The 22,669-nt window shown below is 49.2% G+C and carries 21 protein-coding genes and 1 pseudogene; all 22 read right to left on the bottom strand.

Features of this window, described 5'->3' with window-relative positions:
* Positions 1-96: 96 nt before the first annotated feature.
* Positions 97-1,221, bottom strand: a complete 1,125-nt coding sequence (locus tag HUJ19_RS08255; RefSeq protein ID WP_290623305.1) for a phosphatidylserine/phosphatidylglycerophosphate/cardiolipin synthase family protein — start codon at positions 1,219-1,221, stop codon at positions 97-99.
* Between the two features lie 434 nt (positions 1,222-1,655).
* A pseudogene (gene petA, locus HUJ19_RS13045) lies at positions 1,656-2,254 on the bottom strand (ubiquinol-cytochrome c reductase iron-sulfur subunit).
* 50 nt (positions 2,255-2,304) lie between these two features.
* Positions 2,305-3,651 carry an APC family permease gene (locus HUJ19_RS08240; protein WP_106646695.1) on the bottom strand — a complete coding sequence of 449 codons (1,347 nt, stop codon included), beginning with the start codon at positions 3,649-3,651 and terminating at the stop codon, positions 2,305-2,307.
* On the bottom strand, positions 3,652-6,018 hold the full coding sequence (locus HUJ19_RS08235) for a xylulose 5-phosphate 3-epimerase (protein ID WP_290623298.1): 2,367 nt from the start codon (positions 6,016-6,018) through the stop codon (positions 3,652-3,654).
* Positions 6,019-6,048: 30 nt separating this feature from the next.
* On the bottom strand, positions 6,049-7,161 hold the full coding sequence (locus HUJ19_RS08230) for a hypothetical protein (RefSeq protein ID WP_290623296.1): 1,113 nt from the start codon (positions 7,159-7,161) through the stop codon (positions 6,049-6,051).
* A 21-nt stretch (positions 7,162-7,182) separates the two neighbouring features.
* Positions 7,183-7,440 (bottom strand): DUF5676 family membrane protein, encoded by a 258-nt coding sequence (locus HUJ19_RS08225; RefSeq protein WP_106646692.1) that lies wholly within the window; start codon positions 7,438-7,440, stop codon positions 7,183-7,185.
* A 34-nt stretch (positions 7,441-7,474) separates the two neighbouring features.
* A complete protein-coding gene (locus tag HUJ19_RS08220) occupies positions 7,475-7,933 on the bottom strand; it encodes an ATPase (protein WP_106646691.1) in 459 nt (152 codons plus the stop codon).
* Positions 7,934-7,982: 49 nt separating this feature from the next.
* Positions 7,983-9,338: an MBL fold metallo-hydrolase gene (locus HUJ19_RS08215; RefSeq protein WP_290623293.1), complete on the bottom strand. Its 1,356-nt coding sequence runs from the start codon at positions 9,336-9,338 to the stop codon at positions 7,983-7,985.
* On the bottom strand, positions 9,335-10,276 hold the full coding sequence (locus tag HUJ19_RS08210; RefSeq protein WP_290623291.1) for a ribose-phosphate diphosphokinase: 942 nt from the start codon (positions 10,274-10,276) through the stop codon (positions 9,335-9,337). The genes HUJ19_RS08215 and HUJ19_RS08210 overlap by 4 nt, the downstream gene beginning before the upstream one ends.
* Entirely contained in the window at positions 10,273-11,781 is a 1,509-nt protein-coding gene (locus HUJ19_RS08205; protein WP_290623289.1) for a thymidine phosphorylase family protein, read from the bottom strand. The genes HUJ19_RS08210 and HUJ19_RS08205 overlap by 4 nt, the downstream gene beginning before the upstream one ends.
* A 17-nt stretch (positions 11,782-11,798) precedes the next feature.
* Positions 11,799-12,164 carry a cation transporter gene (locus tag HUJ19_RS08200; protein ID WP_290623287.1) on the bottom strand — a complete coding sequence of 122 codons (366 nt, stop codon included), beginning with the start codon at positions 12,162-12,164 and terminating at the stop codon, positions 11,799-11,801.
* 58 nt (positions 12,165-12,222) lie between these two features.
* Positions 12,223-12,369: a hypothetical protein gene (locus tag HUJ19_RS08195; RefSeq protein ID WP_198555380.1), complete on the bottom strand. Its 147-nt coding sequence runs from the start codon at positions 12,367-12,369 to the stop codon at positions 12,223-12,225.
* A gap of 133 nt (positions 12,370-12,502) precedes the next feature.
* The gene (locus tag HUJ19_RS08190; RefSeq protein ID WP_198555379.1) at positions 12,503-12,643 is read right to left on the bottom strand and encodes a hypothetical protein; all 141 of its coding nucleotides are present in this window, start codon (positions 12,641-12,643) and stop codon (positions 12,503-12,505) included.
* Positions 12,644-12,653: 10 nt separating this feature from the next.
* Positions 12,654-13,307 carry an isoprenylcysteine carboxylmethyltransferase family protein gene (locus HUJ19_RS08185; protein WP_290623283.1) on the bottom strand — a complete coding sequence of 218 codons (654 nt, stop codon included), beginning with the start codon at positions 13,305-13,307 and terminating at the stop codon, positions 12,654-12,656.
* A 26-nt stretch (positions 13,308-13,333) separates the two neighbouring features.
* Positions 13,334-13,636: a DUF2933 domain-containing protein gene (locus HUJ19_RS08180; RefSeq protein ID WP_290623281.1), complete on the bottom strand. Its 303-nt coding sequence runs from the start codon at positions 13,634-13,636 to the stop codon at positions 13,334-13,336.
* A gap of 8 nt (positions 13,637-13,644) precedes the next feature.
* Positions 13,645-13,983, bottom strand: coding sequence for a P-II family nitrogen regulator (locus HUJ19_RS08175; RefSeq protein WP_290623279.1), 339 nt, complete (start codon positions 13,981-13,983; stop codon positions 13,645-13,647).
* 37 nt (positions 13,984-14,020) lie between these two features.
* Positions 14,021-14,374, bottom strand: coding sequence for a cupredoxin domain-containing protein (locus HUJ19_RS08170; RefSeq protein WP_106646684.1), 354 nt, complete (start codon positions 14,372-14,374; stop codon positions 14,021-14,023).
* A gap of 37 nt (positions 14,375-14,411) precedes the next feature.
* Positions 14,412-16,748, bottom strand: a complete 2,337-nt coding sequence (locus HUJ19_RS08165) for a heavy metal translocating P-type ATPase (protein ID WP_290623276.1) — start codon at positions 16,746-16,748, stop codon at positions 14,412-14,414.
* Between the two features lie 28 nt (positions 16,749-16,776).
* Positions 16,777-17,097 (bottom strand): heavy-metal-associated domain-containing protein, encoded by a 321-nt coding sequence (locus HUJ19_RS08160; RefSeq protein WP_106646683.1) that lies wholly within the window; start codon positions 17,095-17,097, stop codon positions 16,777-16,779.
* A 2-nt stretch (positions 17,098-17,099) separates the two neighbouring features.
* Positions 17,100-17,510: a MerR family transcriptional regulator gene (locus HUJ19_RS08155; protein ID WP_106646682.1), complete on the bottom strand. Its 411-nt coding sequence runs from the start codon at positions 17,508-17,510 to the stop codon at positions 17,100-17,102.
* Positions 17,511-17,817: 307 nt separating this feature from the next.
* Entirely contained in the window at positions 17,818-20,928 is a 3,111-nt protein-coding gene (locus tag HUJ19_RS08150; RefSeq protein WP_106646681.1) for an efflux RND transporter permease subunit, read from the bottom strand.
* The gene (locus HUJ19_RS08145) at positions 20,925-22,667 is read right to left on the bottom strand and encodes an efflux RND transporter periplasmic adaptor subunit (RefSeq protein WP_290623273.1); all 1,743 of its coding nucleotides are present in this window, start codon (positions 22,665-22,667) and stop codon (positions 20,925-20,927) included. Before HUJ19_RS08145 ends, HUJ19_RS08150 begins: the two co-directional genes overlap by 4 nt.
* Positions 22,668-22,669 lie beyond the last annotated feature (2 nt).

Genomic DNA, 22,669 nt, shown 5'->3' with positions numbered 1-22,669 from the left:
CTTTACGTCGGTTGATTTTGGCATCAACAAGCCGTCAGCCAAGACGTTGGCAGCAACAGACAAACTTCACCAGCTTCTTTATTAAATACAAGAATTTCACAACCAACGTTTAAGTATCATAGCCACACGTCCCTGCCACCTCGTTACACCATCACGCTTTTTCCAGTCGTTAAGTGATATACATTCCGACAATGATAAATCCTCAATGAACTGCTGCTTGAGCTTTCTCGCCAGTTGTTGGTCGATGGTTGCAAGGTTCAGTTCGTAGTTTGTGAATAAACTTCGATAGTCCAGATTGGACGTACCCACCATCGACCAATGATCGTCGGTCACCACGGTCTTTGCGTGCAGTACCCGGGGCAGGTATTCGTATATCTTTACACCAGATTCAAGTAGCGATGCATAAATATGTCGAGCGGCCCAGCGCGCTATGCGTACATCGGTTTTGCCGGGGACCAATAGCCGGACATCCACACCCCGCTCTGCCGCCTTGCATAATTGCCTGAGCGTATGATTGTCGGGAACAAAATAGGGTGTCGTCAGGTAAATATACTTTTTAGCCTTGCTAAAGGCTTCCCCATACACACAGCGCAGACGGTGGCGACAGCTTAGCGTTTGATTGTGCAGAAGTTTGCTACCTTCGGCCTTTTGTAGAGGCTGCGAACGCAGCTTCCCGTGCCAAAATGCATCAAACAACTGCGCCGCCACGCTGACAAGCGAACCATCAAAGCTCACATGGGTATCACGCCAACGGGCCTCACCATAGTGTTTGCAGGAATTTTCCTTGTGAATATTGAAACCGCCGAGATAGGCGATACGGTTATCAACTATCAGCAATTTACGATGATTGCGGTGGTTATAGCGCCATGGTCTGCGCCAGCTCCAACGGTGGAACCAGCGCAGTTCCACACCATTATCGCGCATGTGATTTTGCATCTTGCGCGAGAACCAGAACAGGGAACCCGCGGCATCGATATGAACTTTCACTTTAACGCCAGCCAGCGCCCGTTCAATCAATGCTCGACAAAACTGTTGTCCCAAGCTGTCGTCGGCAAAAATATAGCTTTCCAACAGTATGCTGTTTTCCGCCTTCGCAATAGAATCCAGCATCGATGCATAGAGTGCGTCTCCCTCATTAAAGACACAAAAGGACTCGCTCCCGATATCCAGGCCTTCCAGACATCCACAAACGGAAGGATTCGTGTCGATGATGCTATGCATTTCAATATACTCCTCTGTAAAACAGAACTAACGCTGGATCATCAATGAGCTGTACCAACTTAGCTTGCACAAGTAACAAAAATAAACTGACGCAATTCCAAATCCCGATATTTAATACCAATACTTTGGCAACATATTTATTCCCTCTTTCCAAGTTGTTGTAAAGTAAATGAAAATAATTTGCGGAAATATGATTACAGGATCAATGTCAATGAAAGATCCATGACCAATCCATATAATGAGATTAACAAGTACTTTAACATATTGCCAAATTTGGCAATATGATTCCCAAAAGTTTTAACTGTACCTGGTAGGCTCTGTTATTATTGATGCTGTGTTTCTATTTCCTGCCACTTACGCTGTTGTTAGAAAAGCTTTGCTCCTCTTTCTCTTTAGCTATTGGAGAATATAAACACTCAACGACCATATCTGCATCAATCTATACTAGCTTGTGAAGCATCGGCGCCAATTTCCAGGATATTGTTATCGAGGTACTGATGCGGTGGAATAGTCAAATTAGTCGGTGCGGGTACGCCTTTGAATACCCTTCCAGCCAAATCAAATTTCGAACCGTGACAGGGACAAAAAAACAAGGCATGTTCTACACCTTTCATCCCTTCAGGCTCATAGTTCGGCACACACCCCAGGTGCGTACAAATCCCCACCGCCACAAATATGTCATCTCTGATACTGCGATACGAATTACTGGCATACTCCGGCTGTTGATTAACATCCGAGTCCGGATCTCGCAATTCGTCACGATGATCGGGCTTATCAAGATTCTGAAGGTTTTGAGGAGTGCGCCTCAGCACCCATACCGGCTTGCCCTGCATTCAGCAGTAATCATGGTGCCCGGCTCGATCTTGCTGACATCCACTCTTACTGGGGCACCCACCGCCCGCGCCTTGACGCTTGGATTCCACGATTGCACAAACGGGGTGGCGACACCCACGAGGCCGGCACCGGCCACAAAAGAGGTAGCGCCTATCAAAAACCGGCGCCGGGTTTCGTTGGGTTCATTAATATCGTTCATATACATTTTCCCAAGTTAACAAAGTGATTTTTAACTTTGAACAGTAGGCATCAATGCTGGTGCTTACCGTCTTCGTGTAGTAGTCGTTGCCGTCTATTCGAATGCAAGAACCACCTCTCGCCCGCTGCGATCAGTAACATCGTGATAAGAGCAACACCGATAACCCACGGGTCAGCGTTCAGTTTCACCCAAACAAAACCGAACAGTGTCAGCAAATCGAAAATAATGGCTACAATCGGTACCCAGCGCATTGCTTTAATTTCATCCGCCAAATAACGAATCACGCCCCAATGAATGGCAATGTCCATGACCAGATAAAAAACAATACCCAGGGCGGCTATCCGCGACAGGTCAAAAAAGGCCGTAAGAAAAATACCGAGTACCACGGTATAGGCAAGTGTATGTTTTTGGATACTTCCCGGCATGCCGAAATGTCTGTGGGGAACCAGTTTCATTTCGGTCAACATAGCCAGCATCCGGGACACCGCAAAAATACTGGCAAGAATGCCGCCCGCAGTTGCCGTCATGGCAATTGCGACTGTAAACCATACTCCGTATTCTCCAAGCGCTGGTCGCGCAGCCGCTGCCAGGGAGTAATCGCGAGTATCTATGATTTCACTCAGGGATAGGTTACTGGCTACTGAAAAGCCAACCAGGGTGTAGATGACTACACACGCAACAATAGAGATAACGATAGCTCTTCCAACATTTCGCTTAGGATCGATTACCTCAGATCCACTGTTGGTAATGGTGGTAAAACCTTTAAAAGCCAAAATCCCGAGAGCGGTAGCACCAAGAAAATTTCCGGAGACTTCAACGTTACCCATGTGACCGAAATCTAGCGCTAGGCTATCAGCCACCCACACACCGATAATGCCGAACACCAAAATTCCGCCAATCTTTAACACTCCGATAAACCCAGCTACCTTTTGAATAAAGCGGTTACTTAACAGATTGACGATAAACGCAAAAATAATCAGCCCCACACCCAGCATCGCCACCATTTGTCCGGATTCATCACCGCCGAATAATTGCATGGTATAGGAGCCAAACGTGCGCGCCAGGAAACTCTGCGCGATCACCATGGAGAAGTACATCAACAGGGCATTGAACGCTGTCGGCAAGCTGTCGCCATAGGCCTTATGTAAATACATTCCTATCCCTCCGGCTGAGGGATAGGCATTGGAAATTTTGACGTAAGAGTAGGCACTGAAAGAAACGACCATCGCTGCTGCCACAAATGCCAGCGGGAACAGTACGCCCGCCATTTCCGCCATTTGCCCGGTCAGTGCAAAAATGCCTGCGCCTATCATGACTCCTGTCCCCAGCATCACGGTACCGGAGAGCGTTAAGCTACCCTTATCATAGTGAGTCGTGCGATCTGTGTCTTGCTTCATTCACTCTCCTCCCGAACTTATTCTTTGTAGAACTTCTGCTACGATGAATTTGTCACTACACTGATTCGCTTCCAGCAAGCCCTGCGTATCCAATGTGCCACCGCGGTTGCGATACCCAAATGCCAAACAACGGTCACTACCCAGATCTAGAGGTCGACAAACACCTAAAAGAACCTCAGGCCGCATATGGGATACAAATACACGCAAGCGAACTGAGTTATCAAAAAATTGTGACTTCTCTACAAGCCTGCTGACAATGGCCTTTTCATGCTCGTCGCGTGGAATCCTAAAACGGCCAGGTTCAAGCAGGTATGTGATACGGCTGCCAATGCCATTATCTCGCAATGCCTGACGGACTTCATGGCACACGCGTAACTGGTAGGCTCCAACCGCCACCAGTTCCACAACGACGGTGTCATCCTCTTCCACTGTCAGAGCGCCCTCTTCGACCAATTGTTGAGCCTGTTCAGAGCTGAAAGTTGTCGTGATTTCCTGTTTGGGAATGGTCATCGCCCAAATTTGGCCTTGGCTCTGATAGCATGCATCAAGGCAGGCAACAGCAGTGCTAGCATCTGCGGGATAAACAACGCGCGTCATATCGCTCATTTCACCTAACAACACTTCACCAAACGATGAATCCTGATGGGATTGCTCATTTTTGCCATTCTCCCACAAATGTGAAGTAGCAATAACCGGAAGCGATAGCCATCGTGCAGGTCGATTGAGTTCTTTTTGGTGCCGTGCAAAAATTATTTCCTGACGTAGTGCGCCAATCATTTTCATGGCAAAGGCTTCATAACTGACCACCAGATTCATGCCACCTTTATTGGCCAGTGCCGCGCTTACTACGGCCTCCTCATTAAGTGCGGTAATGACAGAACCATGTATCGATTCGGCCACACCATCTTCCGGGTTTAACACCCGGTGTTTGAGAAGGTCCAGCGTTTGGCCCATGCGGTTACTGCGTAGCTCATCAGGGTTGCCGATACGTACGCGCACGCCCGGATTGGCGAGATGCCACTCACACAAGCGCTTATCTACGGCTGCCATGGGTGACAATGCTTGCCCCTTTTCGCACTGTGGTGAAGCAGTTGGTAGTTTTAAAACGACATCACGCTGACCGAGCGCATGGTATTTTTCCGGTACCCGGTTATCCGCCTTATGTTGTGTTATTTTTTCGATTGCACTGGTCAGCTCAGTAGGCGGCAGAAAGAGCCTGGCAGCGTGTTCATTGAATAGCTGCCGAGCCCCGGCATCGCTACGAGGGTTGCCGGGCAAAGGCGTGCCGTGGGCTGCATTGGTGCCAGCACCGTAAAAACCGTAGCCTTTTTCCGTTTCGGCAATCAGGTACGGCAGTTTCACCGGATAACACATTTTTCCTGCACGAATATGTGCACTGCAGGCTTGCAAGCGTGCTTCAGATTCAAATATTCCCCAGATAAACGCAGCTGGATCGCGCCCGTCGATGGCGATCGGATGAAAGTCGTTCTGCTCCAAATGCTCATAAAACCAGGTCAGGCCGCCCTGCTGATACATGGTGGAGCGCTGATCAATACGCCGGCCATTGGCGATCATCACCGGTGTTACCAGACCACAGTCCTCGGCCCGCCACCAACGGCTGGCCCAGTCACTACCGCGCTGTTCTTCAAAAGCACCGTCACTCAGGAATGCCACCAGGCGTTCACCGGGCAGAGGCATATGCACGTATTGCAGCTCGGCAAAACCCAGGTAGCCACCTTCAATCAAACCGCCCGCCGTGTGTGGATTGACATGACTGCCTAATGGGACACCGGGGCAACCATCATCCGTAATCGCGTAGCTGTAAAAATCCTTGGCCAATTGCGACAGACCTTCATCACTTAGGGGGTAGCGCTCCCCCTGTTCCGGATAGAGGTTCTGCAGTAACACATTGACCGCGTCGATGGCCGCCACACAGTGGCCCTGCCCCATCAACCAACTTCGTGTGATTCCGGCCAGACGGTTAGCGACCATGTAAGCCACATAGGCGGGCACCATATTCAGGGAGCCGCCGGTATGCCCTTGGGGGTTGGATTTAAAGTCTTCAGCGTCGAGTGCACTGCCGGAAAAATCCACCTTGGTGCTGTAAGTCATATGCACCACCAACCACATCGCCGCACTTGTCAAACGGTCAGCAGCTGACAAAATATCCAGCACATCTTCAATTTGTTGGAAGCGCCCTTCACACACCAGTTGCTGGCACAGATCAAATATGCGAACTTGTGTTTCATCGCTGTGTTGTATAACCCCGTATCCATCTGCCCAGTGGGCAAAAGCCGAATAGGTTTCGCGATAAAGTCTTGCACGCTGTTCGATGCGATGGTGATTTTGTGGGTCAATTGTATACATATTACATCCTTAGTCGGCTACTGAAAGCAGCTAAAAATCGTCTGCGAATTGTTGTTGTACCGCGTGTAGCATTGTACTGGCTTCATCGGCAGCGACTACTAGGCACTGTACTTTTGATGTCTCAGAGGAGAGTAATATAGGCAGGTCACCGCTGGCCGATTGTGAGCATAACTCGATGCCCAAATGTGATAACCCCGATAATAACTCTCGGCAAATGGCTAGGCTGTGCTCAGCAACTCCCCCGCTGAGCACAATGCCGTCCAGGCCACCTAAAATCGCAAAGTAAGCCCCCAATGTTTTCTGGAAACGGTATCGAAAAAGGTTAAATGCCAGACGACACTGTGGATGATCACTAGCAAATAGTTCAGCCATATTATCTATACCTCCTGACAATCCTTGCCAACCGGCTTCCTGATTAAGCAGATGATCGATTTCGTTGGGGGACCAACCTTCCTGTTGCTGTAACCAAATCAGTAAACCGGAATCAATTTCACCGCTGCGTGTTCGCATCAGTAGCCCGTCATTAGGGGTAAAACCCATGCTGGTATCCACAGGTTTGCCGTTGCGAATCGCCGTCATGGAACAGCCGCTACCTAGCTGTGCAGTAACAAGTGAAAATTGCTGACGATGAGAATTTTCTATACACCACTGACGTATCATATCTTGGTGGGCAAAGCCGTGAAAACCATAGCGGCGTAACTTATGCCGTTCAATCAAATCCAAAGGCAGGCCATAGATTTGTGCCACTGCCGGTAGGTTGTTAAAAAACTGGGTATCAAATACAGCAAAGACACGAACGGACTTATCATACTGCTGCCAACTTTCGATAAGCTCCATCGCGACCCTGTTGTGTAATGGCGCCAATAAATCGAGCGCCTTGATTTTATGGAATATGTCTTGACTGACTTCTATCGGGTGTGAAAATTCCGAACCGCCGTGCACTACCCTGACAATCACAGCGAAAATCTTATAAGCTGCTGTTGCTGACACAATATGCTGAAACACATCGCTCCCAACAATTGTCAAGGCAATCTGTCCATGATCAATCGCAATAGGATCTTCATTGAGATCCTTGGTGAAGCTACAAAAGACCGTCCACTTTATGCTGGAACTGCCGGGATTAAGAACCAATATGCAAGTCATAACAGAGTCTTGCTGCTAGTCTTAGTCCAGCAAACGGTTATATATAGCAGCAAGTAGCCATCCCAAAATACCCGCTACTAGAGCCCAGGCTATCCCTCCCCAAACTACACCGGTAATGGTCAGATGCCAGCCCATATCCTGCAATTGCATGTGTAGCATATCTCCGGATATGGACATAGCCATTGAAGGAATCACCGCCACTAGGACACTGCAAATAACCCAAAATACAATGGCACTGATTAAGCAGGCCAGGCCAAATTTAAATGTATGTAGTTTCATACCAAAACTCCTTCTATCGTGTAAATTTACCAGTCTACAAATCGCTAAACCGATTTGACGATTGCACTATGCGCATCATTTCGTGTTCCTCCAGCGAAAGTAATGAATTCAATAACTCCATAGCTGATGGAATTTCCGCGCGCGATGCCAGATAGCGATATAGTTCGATAACCTGCTGGTGTTGCTCGATAATCACGTCCATAATCTGCGAAGCATTGAGTTCGGCAAAAGGAGTGTCACAGTGGGCGTGTCGAGTAATAGGGTGGCGATTTACATATTCATAACACCAGGTTTTGAGAGCGCTTGCTTCTCCGGATTTTTCAAAACCACTGACCACATCTTTCAATGTTTTTTCATGTTCGGAAAGATATGTCAGCATCATCCTAGCCCGCTCATCAAGGTTTTTATTTGCGCAGTGGAACAAACACTGGCTCAAGTGCTGGTGGAACTCTTTAGTCCAGTGTAGTACATCTTTCAGGGTTTCAATTTGCATGATCTTTTCCTCTTATTAACCTTGTACGTATTTCAAAAAACCACCTCGATTACAGATGCAAAATATCGCGATAACCGGCAACATCGACCTTATAATGTGTTTGTTTCTGAAAATGTACACGCAAGCCTTCCAATGCTTCAGGGTCACCGTGAATCAGTTTAATTGGCGTTGTACTTGCCAGTTTTGACTGACGTAGCCATTCGGTAAGTTCGAGATAATCCGCATGCCCAGAAAGTCCCGAAATTACCTCAACATCTGCCCTCAGAGGAATCCAACTACCATGGATTTTAACAGCACCGACACCTTCAAGCATCTTAGCGCCTCGCGTTCCTCCCGCTTGGTATCCGGTAAACAGCACTGTTGTTCTAATATCACTTAATAATCGTTTAAAGTGATGCAGAATTCGCCCCCCGGTGGCCATCCCGCTACCTGCAATGATGACATGGGGAAATGCCTGTCCTGCCAGCGCCTTAGATTCATCTACTGTGCGGGTATAGGTAACCTGATCACACATACGGTGACATTGCTCATTGCTTAGTCGATGTTGTTCGCTGTGATGACAAAATATGTCCGACACCCTGATAGCCATAGGACTGTCGAGATAGATAGGCAGCCGTGGGATGGCTTCCTGCTCCATCAAACTCGCAAGCAGATGCTGTAAAGCCTGCGCTCTACCTACGGCGAATGCTGGTACCAGTAAAACACCACCGTTTTTTGCAACGCGATTAACTACGGCAGCTAATTGTTGAGCAGTGTCTTGTGGATCGTGCTGTCGATTACCATAAGTGGACTCCATCAGTAACAAATCAAGTTCAGGCAACGGGCGTGGCGGTTTCATTAACACGTCATCGAAACGTCCCACATCACCAGAGAACCCAATGCGTTTGCCTTCCGCTTCAATGATGATACTTGCTGCACCGAGAATATGCCCCGCCGGTTGCAGGTAAAAACGAATATCACCGACTTCAACCTGCTCATCAAAGTCAATCGATTGAAATAGAGCCATACTCGCTTCGGCAGTTTGACGGTCATAGAGCGGTTCGGGGTGTTCGTGTTTGCTTAATTTATGCTTGCTATAGTATTTCGCATCCTCTTCTTGAATATGACCACTATCGGCCAACAGGATCTGGCACAAGTCTTTAGTGGCGTGATGGGTGATAACCGGACCCCGGTATCCTTGTTTATATAAGGCGGGTATATAGCCAGAGTGATCTAAATGCGCATGAGTAAGTAAAACAGCATCGAGCTTGTCGATATCCAACGGTAGGGACTGCCAATTGCGCTCCCTTAACCATTTGTAGCCTTGATACAGGCCGCAGTCTATCAGCACTTTGCTACGTTCAGTTTCCACCAGAAACTTTGAACCGGTTACGGTTTCTGTGCCTCCTAAAAAGGTAATTCTCATAAAACTTCTCCTGTGAAATCTGATCTTGTTAATTGCAGCATAGAATTAATGGCTGTCATCAGTCGCGGCGAGATATCAATAGCATTGGAGGAATGTGGAATGGTGTTAGTTGTTGCCAGCTGGCTTAAACCGGCTTTGATCAGGACTTGATCGGAATCATCGGCGAAAATCCCATGTACGGCAATACATTGAATGTGTTCGACGCCCTTGGATTTAAGGTATTTTATGCATTCCAGAATGGTCTGCCCGCTCGATATCACATCATCAATAATAACGGCTGTTTTATCTCTGTATGCATCAATGTTTGGCAAGGAGACTTCTACATGACGATCACCGAAACGCTGTTTCTCACCGATCACAAACGGGTGCTGGCTATAATTGGCAATATCAGATACCCATTGTTCACTCTCACTATCAGGCCCTACCAACAATAGATTTGTTTTTGATTTTAACCACTGTGCCAATGCCGGAGCACCTTGTACAACTTGACTAGGTACAGTGTAAATTTCGTCGAGGGAGTGATAGCGATGTAAATGTGGATCAACTGTCACCAACCAATCTATATGTTGAGAAAGGGATTTGGCAAAAATGCGTGAAGTCACTGCCTCCCCATCTACAAAACGGCGATCTTGGCGCATATAGCTAAGATAGGGCGCCACCAAGCCAACTTGCGAAGCCCCCAGTTCTCGCAGGGTTTCGACCAAAAATAGTAACGGCAGATACTTCGCATTGGGGTTCGACAAATCAGCAACAACAATACAGACACGCCCTTCCACATCGGAGGTGATACGTAAATAGGATTCGCCATCGGGAAATTGACGTACGTCAAACTTACCACGCTGCACACTCTTCGTCTTTGCAAGTGAATCCGCCAACGAGTGATTGTCCAAGCTAAACACTAAGGGTTTCCTTCCTAAAACTGTCTTCGACTCACTCATGAGGCATCTCCAATGGTAAAAATGTTGGATTGTCGGTAATAGGCCAGTGCGTATTGCAATTCGCCTTCTGTGTCACTGTACAGTGTGAACAGTGGTTCACCTCGCTCTACCTTTTCACCGACACTTTTATGCAAGCGCAAACCCGCTGCTGCGACATTGGGCGCTCCCGCCAGTTTCGCCAAGCGCGCTAATTGGCGATTATCAATCGTCTGCAAAGTGCCGGTTGATGCGGTGGTTACCGTATGTTGAAAATCTGCAGAAGGCAAAGATTTCATCCCGCCCTGGGCCGCTATAATTCGGTGAAATTGTTTCCACGCCGCACCGCTATCAAGAATTTCGGTAGCCTTTTGCAAACCTTGTTCATAGGTTTGCTGATACGCCAGGGAAAACAGATGGGCCGCCAAAAACAGTGCCCGCTCTCGAAGGTCCTCGGCAGCATCGCTGCTGCGCCGCAAAACAGCCATTACATCGCGGACTTCCTCTACTGGACCAACACCGCGCCCGACGGGATGACTACCGTCCGTTATCAAGCAACGAACCTGAAGTCCGCACGTAGCACCAACCTGTGTAAATAGTGAAGCGAGGCGATCGGCGTCTTTTTGCGAACGCACTTTTGCAGTAGGGCCGACTGGAATATCAATCACCACATGGGTAGAACCCGCAGCGATTTTTTTCGACAATACCGATGCAATCAACTGCCCTTCGCCATCAAGATCCAGCGCACGCTCAATTCGAATCAATAAATCATCGGCGGGGCTAAGATTCACCGCCCCACCCCAGGCGAGACAGCCGTGAGTTTCTGCAACAACTCGTTGAATCTGTGAGAGGCTGAGATTGACTGTCGTCAGGGCCTCCATGGTATCAGCTGTACCTGCCGGTGAAGTGATGGCACGTGAAGATGTTTTCGGTATGGTTAATCCTGCTGCACTGATAATCGCTACCACTAAAGGAGTGGTGCGATTACCCGGCAATCCACCAATGCAATGCTTATCCAGCACCATGGGTGAATCGGGCCAGCTTAGACGTTTACCGCAAGCCACCATGGCCTGTGTCAAGGCAATGATTTCATCCACATCCAGACGACTGCCCGCACAAACGCTGAGAAAGCTGGCAATTTCGATATCGGAATAACGATGGTCGCTTATGTCCTTTACGATCTCGGTGACTTCCTCGTCGCTGAGCTTATGGCCAAATATTTTTTTGCGAACAGCTGCCAGCGATGTCACTACTGGTGCATGACTAATTCTGATCAATGCCCCTGTAGAAACTCCTAGCCGTTGCATGGCAATTTTAGATAAACCGACACTGCCTGATTGAAGTACCTTATCATCCACCACGTTGATCGTTGCGATTATTTGGTTTTGGCCATCATCCACTGAAACGCGACTGTTAGCCGTAAAACCTTCTGAGCGGCAGATATGGCAGTCACTGCGCATATAAACAACAGGTTCCTGGTGGGTATCGATACCTATATCAATAACTTTAAGAGCGTTTGCTGATCCCATCTTTTTCACCGTTATTGCTATTTTCGCTTGTTGTGTGGTGGTGACTTGTGACAACTCCACGCCTCATGCTCCGCGTTATCTTTTATGTTTTCATCCACAAATTTATAATATCCTTCTTTGAAATGCGTCCACCAGTCGTGACCTAGTTCGATGTCATATTCGGCTAGCACTTCTTCAATACCATCCAGACTCAAGCGGGAAGCATCGTATGCAAGGTTTAAAACCTGTGACCTTTCGTCAAATGAAACCGCATCCAAACCATACAATTTATCGATTTCTGTTATTGCATCGTGGATATTACTAATTTTCTTCGCGTCAAGTTTTAAATGACGAACAACGAGATTGACTTCAGACACACCCAGTCGGTGCTCTTCTTGTTTCATAATTTACCTCCAATATCTAATCTCTGTTTACAAACTATTTCTCATCACCAACAGTCTATTATTTGTGTTGATGCTCGCTAGATTTGCTTGCCTCAGATTGACGATCCATCATCCCTATGTGTTTTTCCATCATATCCATACGTTTTGTCATATCCATTTTGTCCATTTGCTTACCGCCTTTCATGCCGTTCCCCATATTAATCATCTGCATACCTTCTTTCATTGTGTGTATATGCTCATCCATTAATTATTGACGTTTTTCTGGGGCGGTTTCGGCTTTGAATTTTTGCCATCAATTCATGCACTTTTCACATATGTTCATGCATCGCCATCATCTGCTAATGGTTCATCATGATCCTACTGTTAGCGCCTTGGTTTTTATCACCGTGATCATGCGCATTTTCTGCAAATACTGGTGAAGCCATTGCCGTAGCAATAACGACGGCGGAAACCATAGTTCTGATAGAATTACGTTTCATTGGTATATCCTCAATAGTTTGAAGCGGCTTTATTGGTAGAAAAATTAGGTACCCACCCTGGGGTCGATTCCATATAGCGAAGATACACGTCGCCAAATTCCTCAATCGCCATACGCTCTTCACGCTTAGCGAGCCTCACGTACACTACAACTAAAACCGGAAACATCACCAGCGTCGGCAGGGTCGGCCACTGCAACAAAAAACCAAACATAATCATGATAAAAGCGATGTATTGCGGGTGTCGGCAACGCGCGTACCAACCGGTTGTCGCCAACGAGTGGGTTTGTTGTGCTTTGTGCAGCACGTTCCACGCAGACGCAAGCAAGAAGAAGCCGAGCACGATAATCACATTACTCGCGATATGCAGCGGATCCCAGTGTGCATTACCTTCCAAACCCAACAATGTGTGCAGTAAATGGCCATTTTCGTGGGAGAGGAAGTCCACACCAGGGTACTTTTCCGCCAGCCATCCAGACAGAAAATAGATGGTCAATGGAAATCCATACATCTCGGTAAAGAGCGCAACAATAAAGGCTGAGAAAGCCCCAAAACTGCGCCAGTCGGTTTTGGTTTGTGGCTTGGTAAAACTGAACGCAAAGAAAATAAAGATAGCTGAATTCAATATAACCAGTGTCCAGAGACCATAAGCGGAATCACCGTGCATTTGTCGTCCTCCTGTTTTCTACCGGTTTAACGGTTATGTCGATGGTCGCTTTGCCTGCGTCCATCTTCCACGCCGCGCTGATAGGCATCCTGATCTGACTCACCTTCATGCTGATGATCTCCACCATGACCACCGTGCCCTCGGTTGACTCCATGTCCTCCGTGCATAAAAAAATGCATAAAAGGACATGCCAGTAAAATCAGGAACGGTAGAAACTGCCAGACATGCTGCCGATGTTCGATCAATAGAAAATACGTGGCAGCGCCGATAAGCCCCAATGCTGCCAGCCCTTTTGGAGTTAACCAGAATGATGATTTTTGCGTTGCCATGTCACACCTCACTGATGAAATTTAAAGTCGCCGTCTGTCGCACTGCACTTATCATGAATCCAGAACAAGTCATTCACCGGAACAATGCAAACCAGCCCTTCGCTATCAGCGTTGACGTGTGCCGCCTCTACAACCACTTGCGCGATGTCATTGGCCTGCTCTGACCTGGCGTAAACCTCCATTTGAATGTGCTTAATCAAGTGATTCTCGTTAAAGCTGTCGAAGAATCGACCGCGACCACGCACCGGGTGCAGGGTAAAGCCTCTAACGCCGTGTTTGATCAGCGCATCTTCTACGTCTTTCAATCGAAATTCGTCAAAAATGGCGGTTACTTTTTGGATCTTCATATTGCCTCCGACGGTTGTCTTGTTGTGGCGCTATTCCCTAATTCACTGTGATCTGACCGCGATACATCTGCATCTGGCAATGAAAGGCATACTCGCCCGACTTCAATGCTGGCAACTGGATGGATTTCAGTTTGTTGAGCGGTAAAGTGTCGCTGATTTGCAGTGCGGGAATCAGCAATGTTTCGGAGCAGGGTGATTCATCTTTACGTATGAATTTAAGCTCAACCGACTCCCCTGCGGGTACTTTAATTCGAGAGGGCGAATAGGTGCCATTTTCCACCGTAATCACCAGATCATTTTCACCCAACGCTGCCTCTTTGGGTTTGTATAACCAAAACCACCATACGATGAGTGCGATTAAAACAACACCTACAATATTAATTATTAACATATCTACTCTCCCAAACGGGTTGCTGTTGGAATTGCCATTAGTGTTCCTGTGCCTTGAAAAAGCGTAGTCGATTGGCATTGGTCACGACCGTAAGCGAAGAGAATGCCATTGCGGCACCGGCAATCACTGGATTCATAAGCATACCAAGCAAGGGATAAAGAACACCCGCGGCCACAGGAATACCCGCCACGTTATAAATAAACGCTCCGAACAGATTCTGTTTGATGTTACGCAGTGTTGCCTTGCTCACGGCAATGGCATCAGCGAGTCCATGCAGTGACCCGCGCATCAGGGTAATATCAGCGCTCTCAATGGCGACATCGGTGCCTGTGCCGATGGCAAAACCCACATTGGCAATTGCCAGCGCCGGTGCATCGTTAATACCGTCGCCCGTCATGCCGACCACTTCGCCTTCCATTTGCAGCTCCTGAACTTTTTTTGATTTTTCTTCCGGTAATACCTCGGCGAAAAACTCCTTAATACCGACCTTTTCTGCAACCGCTTTTGCAGTGGCGCGGTTATCTCCGGTCAACATGACGACGCGGATGCCGTTGTGTTGCAACCGCTTGATAGCGGCAATGGAGTCTTCCTTGATGGGGTCAGCCACCGCGATAATCGCTGAAAGTTGGTTATCCACGGCGAAATAGATCGGTGTTTTCGCCTCGGACGCCAGGGTTTGAGCCTTTTCGACAAAACCGCCGAGTCCAATATTACGCTCCCGCATCAGTTTTTCATTGCCGAACAACAAATTTTTGCCATCCACTTCCGCCTGTACGCCGTGGCCGGCGATGGCATTGAAATTAGAGACCTTCCCTGTTTCGATATCTTTTTCCTGGGCAGACTCGACAATTGCCAGTGCCAGCGGATGTTCGGAGCCAGATTCCAGCGTTGCCGCCAATTTCAGTATGGTGTCTTCATCCTGCTCTCCCGCGACTACAATGTCGGTAACCTTAGGGGCACCCAGGGTGATGGTGCCGGTCTTATCTAGAATCATTGCCGATATCTTTGATGCAGTTTGCAGGGCTTCGCCATTACGAATCAGCACACCCGCCTCGGCGGCTTTGCCCACACCTACCATGACCGACATGGGCGTCGCCAGACCCAAAGCACATGGGCAGGCGATAATCAGTACCGTGGTGGCCGACACGATGGCAAACGCCACGGCGGGAGCGGGGCCAAAGTTGAGCCAAACCAAGGCACTGATAACAGCTATAATCATCACCACAGGAACAAAATATGCGGAAATTACATCAGCCAAACGACCGATAGGTGGTTTGGAGTTCTGCGCGCGTTTGACCATATTGATAATTTGCGCCAATGCGGTGTCTTTACCGACACGGGTGGCCTTGAACAGAATGGAGCCGGTTTTATTGATGGTGCCTGCCGCAACACTATCGCCAACGGCTTTTTCTACGGGCATTGGCTCACCGGTTAACATAGACTCGTCAATGGCGGTATGACCTTCAATGACGTCACCATCGACAGGGATTTTTTCACCGGGACGTACACGTACCACGTCGTCCATCAGCACCTGTTCAATGGCGATATCCAGTTCCTTATCATCGCGAATCACTCTAGCTGATTTCGCCTGTAGACCAATCAGTCTCTTAATGGCCTCCGATGTCCGACCGCGAGCTTTTAATTCCAATGCCAAACCCAGATCGATAAGGCCGATAATGATAGCGGTCGCCTCAAAATAAACATGACGGGCCTGCTCGGGAACGGCGGCGGGGAAAAATATCACCACCATGGAATACAACCAAGCCGTGCCGGTACCCAGCGCAATCAAGGTGTCCATATTGGCGGAGTGATTCAAGAAGGATTTCCAGGCGCCGACAAAAAAATGTTTGCCTGAGAAGTACAAAACGCCAAAGGTCAGTATGCCAACGATCAGCCAAGCGATTCGCTCGGTTGTGGTATTAACATTAACCTCCCCGGTAATCAGCGCATAGGCCATTAACGGCACACCCAGGGAAAGGGCGATCCAAGTTTCTTTCATCAGGCGCTTGTAATAAGCCTGATCCGCCTTTTCTTTTTCAGCCAGCGCATCATCCTCGCTTTCTGCGGCCGCGAGCTTCGCGTTGTAACCTGCTTTTTCCACCGCCTTTACCAGATCAGCTGCTTCGGCGTTGCCCGTCACACTCACAGTGCGCTGGGCGAAATTCATCTCTGCATTTTCAACACCGGGCACCGCCTTTAACGCTGACTCTATTTTTCCAACGCAACTGGCGCAGCCTGCCCCCTCAATGATGAGTTCGTGTAGACCAGCGTTACCAGCTTGATCGTGATGATGTGCATGATGATCATGAGGGGGAGTTGCGGTCCTACCTTCATGGCAAGAGGAGCTGCCCGACTCTGTATTGATTGAACTCATACTTGACTCCTGATTTGTTCAATGACAGTTAACGGATGACTACTGCGGGAAAGCCCCCGCGTTTCAATGCTACAACAAGCTGATCCGCCTCAACTATGCCAACGACTGAAGCAATACCTGTTGCCAGATCCATGGATGCCTCACTAACCCCGGAAACGGATTTCAAAATCTGTTCGATACTTTTCACGCAACCTCCACAGGTGGCACCCTGAACCTGCAACCTATGAAGTGGTTGTGATGGTTCCCGGACATTGTTGGCGTCAGACACCGTAGATGAAACCGATGACTTTCCTGCGCAGCAACAACCACGTTGTTGTTGATTTCCGTTCGACGTTTGGTGTGTATTCATATTCATTCCTCCACAGAGAATTCTTCAATTAAATGGCAAAGCATATGACCCGTAGGTGCCTTGTCAGGCTTCTGATTCCACTCCAACACAGCGCGTTGCATCCGCTCCTTTAGTTTCAAAGTTTCAGCAAACCTCTCTTCGGTTTCATGCAGGCGCTGGTCAATCAGGCGGCGCACAGTCGGGCAAGGTGTTTTTTTCTTGTCCGCATGGCTGAGAATTTCCTGAATATCCTCGACCGAAAATCCCAACTGCCGGGCGCTTAACACAAACCGCAAACGCTTAACATCGTTATCGCTGTATTCCCGATAACCATTGGCCCTGCTTTTGGTCGGATTCAGAACCTTGATCCGGGTATAAAACCGTACAGTATCAGGCGTAATCCCCAACAATCTAGCGACCTCGATGACTTTCATGCCACCCTCCTCTTGATCCAGTCATGCCATCCTAAGCTTCCGCCGGGATCAGGACCTTGATCTGAGTCAATCACCGGTTATAAACCCAGGTGATACACTTGGGTTTATAACCGCGCACTAAAGGAGGTTATACACCTGTGTCATGAACACAGGTCAAGCATTTTTAGCGTGCGGATTCATGCCATCTATTAGCTATGTTAATGAGAAGAGACTGACACTTAGATGACCCCAACATTACATAGCTGCAATGTTGGGGAGGGCTATTTGATCCGGATCAACTCGATTGAAATCTGGCTAGACACCTTTATTAGCGCTTTCTCCAAAGAAGGTAAACGGCTGGCAGCACTAGTAAAGTCAGAATGACCGAGCTCAACATCCCGCCGACCATGGGCGCAGCAATACGACTCATCACTTCCGAGCCAGTTCCTGCACCATACATAATCGGCAACAACCCGACGATAATGGCGGCAGCTGTCATCATCACCGGACGCACCCGCAAACCAGCACCGTGTAATACCGCGTTGTACAGGTTTTCTAGGCGAGGTTCCATGCCCTTTTGCGCACACTCCTCCAGCATATGACGATAAGCCTGGTTGAGATACACCAGCATGATAACACCAATTTCCACCGCGACACCGGCCAGCGCAATAAAGCCCACTCCTACTGCGACTGAGAAGTTGTATCCGAGCAGGTACATCAGCCAGATAGACCCCACCATCGCCAGGGGCAAGGTCCCCATGATGATCGCAACCTCAGCAAAACTGCGGAAGTTAAAATAGAGCAATACGATAATGATGGCCAGCGTCAGCGGCACCACATAGGTCAGTTTCTCTTTGGCTCGCAGCATGTACTCATACTGCCCGGACCAGTTCAGCGAATAACCTGCCGGTAGCTCCACCTGATCGGCCACCACATTCATGGCCTCTTTGACGTAACTACCAATATCCACCCCATCGATATCGACAAATGTCCAGCCGTTTAGGCGGGCATTTTCACTCTTGATGGCGGGTGGACCGTCCTCCACATAGACGTTCGCCACGTCCGCAAGGGCAATACGTTGGCCGTTGTTTGTCACGATCGGAAGCAGTGCCAGTTGCTCTGGGGAATTACGGAAATCCTGTGGGTAACGCAGATTCACCGGGTAGCGTTCCAGGCCTTCAATGGTTTGGGTGATATTCATGCCGCCGATGGCTGTAGCAACCACCTGTTGTACATCAGCAATATTCAACCCGTAGCGCGCGGCTTTTTCCCGCTGAATATCCACCTTGATATAGCGCCCACCAGCCACCCGTTCAGAATAAACAGATGCCGTGCCCGGCACGTCTTTCAGGACTTGCTCCAAGCGCTTGCCGATCTTTTCAATTTCCTTGAGGTCAGGTCCGGCCACTTTTATTCCCACAGGGGTTTTTATGCCTGTAGCCAACATATCGATACGAGTTTTGATAGGCATCACCCAGGCGTTAGTCAGGCCTGGGAATTTTACTAACGCATCAAGCTCCTTTTTAAGCGAGTCGGTGGTCATACCTTCGCGCCATTCATCCCTAGGTTTGAGCTGAATAAAGGTCTCGATCATGGTCAGTGGTGCCGGATCGGTTGCCGTTTCTGCCCGACCGATTTTGCCGAACACGCTTTTCACTTCCGGCACAGTGGCAATCAGCTTGTCCGTTTGTTGCAGAATCTCACGCGCTTTACCGATGGATAGTCCTGGATATGTCGTCGGCATATACATCAGGTCGCCCTCATCAAGCGGCGGAATAAATTCGCTGCCAATTTTACTCACCGGCCAGAATCCGATAACCATCACCACTAAAGCTAATGCCAAAGTGGTTTTTGGCCGGTTAAGCACAGATTTCAGCGCGGGCATATAGACGGCAATCAATGCCCGATTTAGTGGGTTTTTATGCTCAGACAAGACCTTGCCACGAATAAAATAACCCATTAGAACCGGCACCAGGGTTACCGACAACGCGGCACTGGCCGCCATGGCATATGTCTTGGTGAAGGCCAGAGGAGAAAACATCCGTCCCTCTTGCGCCTCCAGAGTAAACACCGGCACGAAACTCACGGTGATAATCAGCAGGCTGAAAAACAGCGCAGGCCCCACTTCAGAGGCAGACTCCGCCACCACTTGCCAGCGATTTTCCTTGGTTATTGGCGTACGTTCCATGTGCTTGTGCATGTTTTCAATCATCACTATCGCCCCGTCGATCATGGCTCCGATGGCGATGGCAATACCGCCTAGAGACATAATATTGGCGTTCAGCCCTTGCAGGTGCATCACGATAAAGGCCGTGAGAATCCCTACGGGTAGACTGACAATGGCCACTAGACTGGAGCGAATATGGAACAAGAACACCATACACACCAGCGCAACGACGATGAACTCCTCCAACAGCTTATGCCATAAGTTGTCGACGGCGCGTTCAATAAGACCGGAACGATCATAAACCGTAACGATTTCCACACCTTCGGGAAGACCCGACTTAAGGGTTTCCAGTTTGGCTTTAACACCATCAATGGTTTTCTGGGCATTTTCACCAAAGCGCATCACCACGATTCCGCCGACGGTTTCGCCTTCTCCATTTAGTTCGGCGATTCCCCGACGCATCTGCGGACCTACGTCGATATCGGCCACATCTTTTAGCAGTAGCGGCGTACCCTTCACATCAAGACCCAGTGGAATATTGGCCAGGTCCTTGCGCCCCTGGATATACCCGGAGGCTCGCACCATGTATTCAGCCTCTGCCATTTCCACTACCGAGGCGCCCACTTCCTGATTACCGCGTTGGATCGACATCTGGATATGCGACAAGGGGATGTTAAAGGCACGCAACTTGTCTGGGTGTACCTTGACTTGGTACTGCTTCACCATGCCACCCAGAGCAGATACTTCCGACACACCGGGTACGGTTTGTAGCTCGTATTTCAGGAACCAGTCCTGAAGGCTTCGTAACTGGCTGATGTCGTGTTTACCAGTGCGATCTACCAGCGCGTACAGGTAAACCCAACCAACACCCGTAGCATCTGGCCCCAGTTGTGGCCGGGCGTTGGCTGGCAAGGTGGGCGCAACTTGCGACAGGTATTCCAGCACCCGCGAGCGCGCCCAATAGGCGTCGGTATCCTCATCAAAAATGACGTAAACATAGGAGTCACCGAAGAAGGAATAACCACGCACGGTGACCGCACCCGGTACCGAGAGCATGGCCGTGGTTAACGGATAAGTGACCTGATCTTCCACAACCTGTGGCGCCTGCCCGGGGTAGCTGGTTTTGATAATCACCTGCACATCCGAGAGATCGGGTATAGCGTCAACTGGTGTATTTTTAAGTGACCAAGCACCGGCTCCCACCAGGATCAGAGTAGCCAGCAATACAAAAAAACGATTCTGGACGGACCAGCGAATGATGCCCTCAATCATGACTTGCCCTCCCGGGTATGCTGACTGTGTTCCATATTCATCGAGCCGTGGTTCATGTCCTCATGGTTCATGTCCTCATGGTTCATGTCCTCATGGTTCATGTCCTCATGGTTCATGTCCTCATGGTTCATGTCCTCATGGTTCATGTCCTCATGGTTCATGTCCTCATGGTTCATGGATTGATGTTGACCGTGATCCATTTCCAAATCATCGGAGCTAATAGAGGGATCACCATCGGCCATCGGCATGTCATCAGTAACCGCATCGGGTCGATGGATTTGACTGATCACGTAGTTGTTGTCGTCTTCTCTTGTAATCTCAACGTGCAGCGTCATGCCTGGCTCAAGCCCTTCGAGATCTACCTCGTTCGCAGCGGTAAAATCCATGGTCATGGCGGGCCATTGCCAGTCATCGATGGCATCATGCGCCAGCGTCAGCATCCGGTGCTCGGCCATCAGGCTTTTAATACGTGCGCCGACCCAGACCGATGTGGGTGCCGCAGTCTCAGCCTTATCATCCGAACCATGATCCATGCGCCGAAAGTCCGAGGTTTTGCTGGACTCGGAATCAATCAGAAATTGTGCTGACGTCACAATGCGGTCGCCCTCATCAAGCCCCGACAGGATTTCCGCGTGATCATCAGTGATATGCCCAACCCGCACAGCAACGGATTTAAATCGGCCTTCACCCTTGGCCAGCACAACACGGGATTGACTACCGGTACGAATCAAAGCCTCCCGCGGAATTAACATGGTGTTATCCATGGGCTCCGCATCAATGCGCATCTGCGCAAACATACCCGGTTTCAGAAAGCCGTCGGGATTGTCAAAATGCACTCTTACCTGAGCCGTGCGAGTCGTGGTGTTAAGGCTCGGGTAGACATAGTCGACCTGGCCCTGCCACTCACGCCCCGGTAAATAACCCAACTGCATATGCACTCGATCACCCATCTGCACCAGGGAAGCTTGTCGCTCAAAGACTTCACCAATCACCCAGATATGCTCCAACTGACCGATCGCCATGATTTCCATGCCGGGTTTTACAAACATGCCTTCGCGCGCCATGAGGTTGTCCAGCACGCCCGATTGCGGTGCTGTGATGGTGATGGTCTGGCTCACCTTGCCGGATTTTGTCAGTCGGTTGATTTCTGATTCCGGCACCTGCAGGGATGCAAGACGCTCCTTAGCGGCTTCAATCAGCGTGGCGTTATTGCGCTTTAGTGCCAAGAGTAATTCCTCCTGCGCATTAACCAGGGTCGGTGAGTAAAGCGCATAGAGAGGCGCCCCCTGCTGCACTGGATCACCAGAGGCTTTGACGTAGAGTTTTTCGATCCAACCCTCCACCCGTGGGTGAATATCTATCAAACGATCTTCGTCGTACTGCACATAACCCACGGTATTGACCGACACGTCCATCTGGCCGCGGGTAACGGGTGCCGTGCGTACGCCAAGGTTATTGACCACATCCGGCGAAATGGAGACGGTGCCAATCTCTTGATCACCGCCAGCTTCTTCGTACACCGGAATCAGGTCCATCCCCATGGGGGATTTACCTGGTTTATCACGCTTGTAATTAGGGTCCATCGGCGCGACCCAGTATAGTGGTTCATTTTTGGCAGTGACATCACCAGCATCTCCCGCCACCGTCCTACTCCAGGACGCTGAGTAATAAGCAATGATTGCTGTCGCAATCAGCAACGCAACGGTAATGAAAAATGATTTATTCAATTGAATCTTCATGG

It is taken from the genome of Kangiella sp. (assembly GCF_014762745.1).
Taxonomy (GTDB): Bacteria; Pseudomonadota; Gammaproteobacteria; order Enterobacterales; family Kangiellaceae; genus Kangiella.
This window is presented reverse-complemented; position numbering and strand designations above follow the sequence as displayed.

Excerpts from the sequence above, each read along its gene's own strand:
- HUJ19_RS08185 (WP_290623283.1), bottom strand. The coding sequence starts at position 13,307 with ATGCACGGTGATTCCGCTTATGGTCTCTGGACACTGGTTATATTGAAT.
- HUJ19_RS08170 (WP_106646684.1), bottom strand. The coding sequence starts at position 14,374 with ATGTTAATAATTAATATTGTAGGTGTTGTTTTAATCGCACTCATCGTA.
- HUJ19_RS08145 (WP_290623273.1), bottom strand. The coding sequence starts at position 22,667 with ATGAAGATTCAATTGAATAAATCATTTTTCATTACCGTTGCGTTGCTG.
- HUJ19_RS08230 (WP_290623296.1), bottom strand. The coding sequence starts at position 7,161 with ATGACTTGCATATTGGTTCTTAATCCCGGCAGTTCCAGCATAAAGTGG.
- HUJ19_RS08165 (WP_290623276.1), bottom strand. The coding sequence starts at position 16,748 with ATGAGTTCAATCAATACAGAGTCGGGCAGCTCCTCTTGCCATGAAGGT.
- HUJ19_RS08225 (WP_106646692.1), bottom strand. The coding sequence starts at position 7,440 with ATGAAACTACATACATTTAAATTTGGCCTGGCCTGCTTAATCAGTGCC.
- HUJ19_RS08160 (WP_106646683.1), bottom strand. The coding sequence starts at position 17,097 with ATGAATACACACCAAACGTCGAACGGAAATCAACAACAACGTGGTTGT.
- HUJ19_RS08155 (WP_106646682.1), bottom strand. The coding sequence starts at position 17,510 with ATGAAAGTCATCGAGGTCGCTAGATTGTTGGGGATTACGCCTGATACT.
- HUJ19_RS08150 (WP_106646681.1), bottom strand. The coding sequence starts at position 20,928 with ATGATTGAGGGCATCATTCGCTGGTCCGTCCAGAATCGTTTTTTTGTA.
- HUJ19_RS08205 (WP_290623289.1), bottom strand. The coding sequence starts at position 11,781 with ATGGGATCAGCAAACGCTCTTAAAGTTATTGATATAGGTATCGATACC.
- HUJ19_RS08180 (WP_290623281.1), bottom strand. The coding sequence starts at position 13,636 with ATGGCAACGCAAAAATCATCATTCTGGTTAACTCCAAAAGGGCTGGCA.
- HUJ19_RS08210 (WP_290623291.1), bottom strand. The coding sequence starts at position 10,276 with ATGAGTGAGTCGAAGACAGTTTTAGGAAGGAAACCCTTAGTGTTTAGC.
- HUJ19_RS08200 (WP_290623287.1), bottom strand. The coding sequence starts at position 12,164 with ATGAAACAAGAAGAGCACCGACTGGGTGTGTCTGAAGTCAATCTCGTT.
- HUJ19_RS08175 (WP_290623279.1), bottom strand. The coding sequence starts at position 13,983 with ATGAAGATCCAAAAAGTAACCGCCATTTTTGACGAATTTCGATTGAAA.
- HUJ19_RS08220 (WP_106646691.1), bottom strand. The coding sequence starts at position 7,933 with ATGCAAATTGAAACCCTGAAAGATGTACTACACTGGACTAAAGAGTTC.
- HUJ19_RS08215 (WP_290623293.1), bottom strand. The coding sequence starts at position 9,338 with ATGAGAATTACCTTTTTAGGAGGCACAGAAACCGTAACCGGTTCAAAG.
- HUJ19_RS08190 (WP_198555379.1), bottom strand. The coding sequence starts at position 12,643 with ATGAAACGTAATTCTATCAGAACTATGGTTTCCGCCGTCGTTATTGCT.
- HUJ19_RS08195 (WP_198555380.1), bottom strand. The coding sequence starts at position 12,369 with ATGATTAATATGGGGAACGGCATGAAAGGCGGTAAGCAAATGGACAAA.
- HUJ19_RS08235 (WP_290623298.1), bottom strand. The coding sequence starts at position 6,018 with ATGTATACAATTGACCCACAAAATCACCATCGCATCGAACAGCGTGCA.
- HUJ19_RS08255 (WP_290623305.1), bottom strand. The coding sequence starts at position 1,221 with ATGCATAGCATCATCGACACGAATCCTTCCGTTTGTGGATGTCTGGAA.
- HUJ19_RS08240 (WP_106646695.1), bottom strand. The coding sequence starts at position 3,651 with ATGAAGCAAGACACAGATCGCACGACTCACTATGATAAGGGTAGCTTA.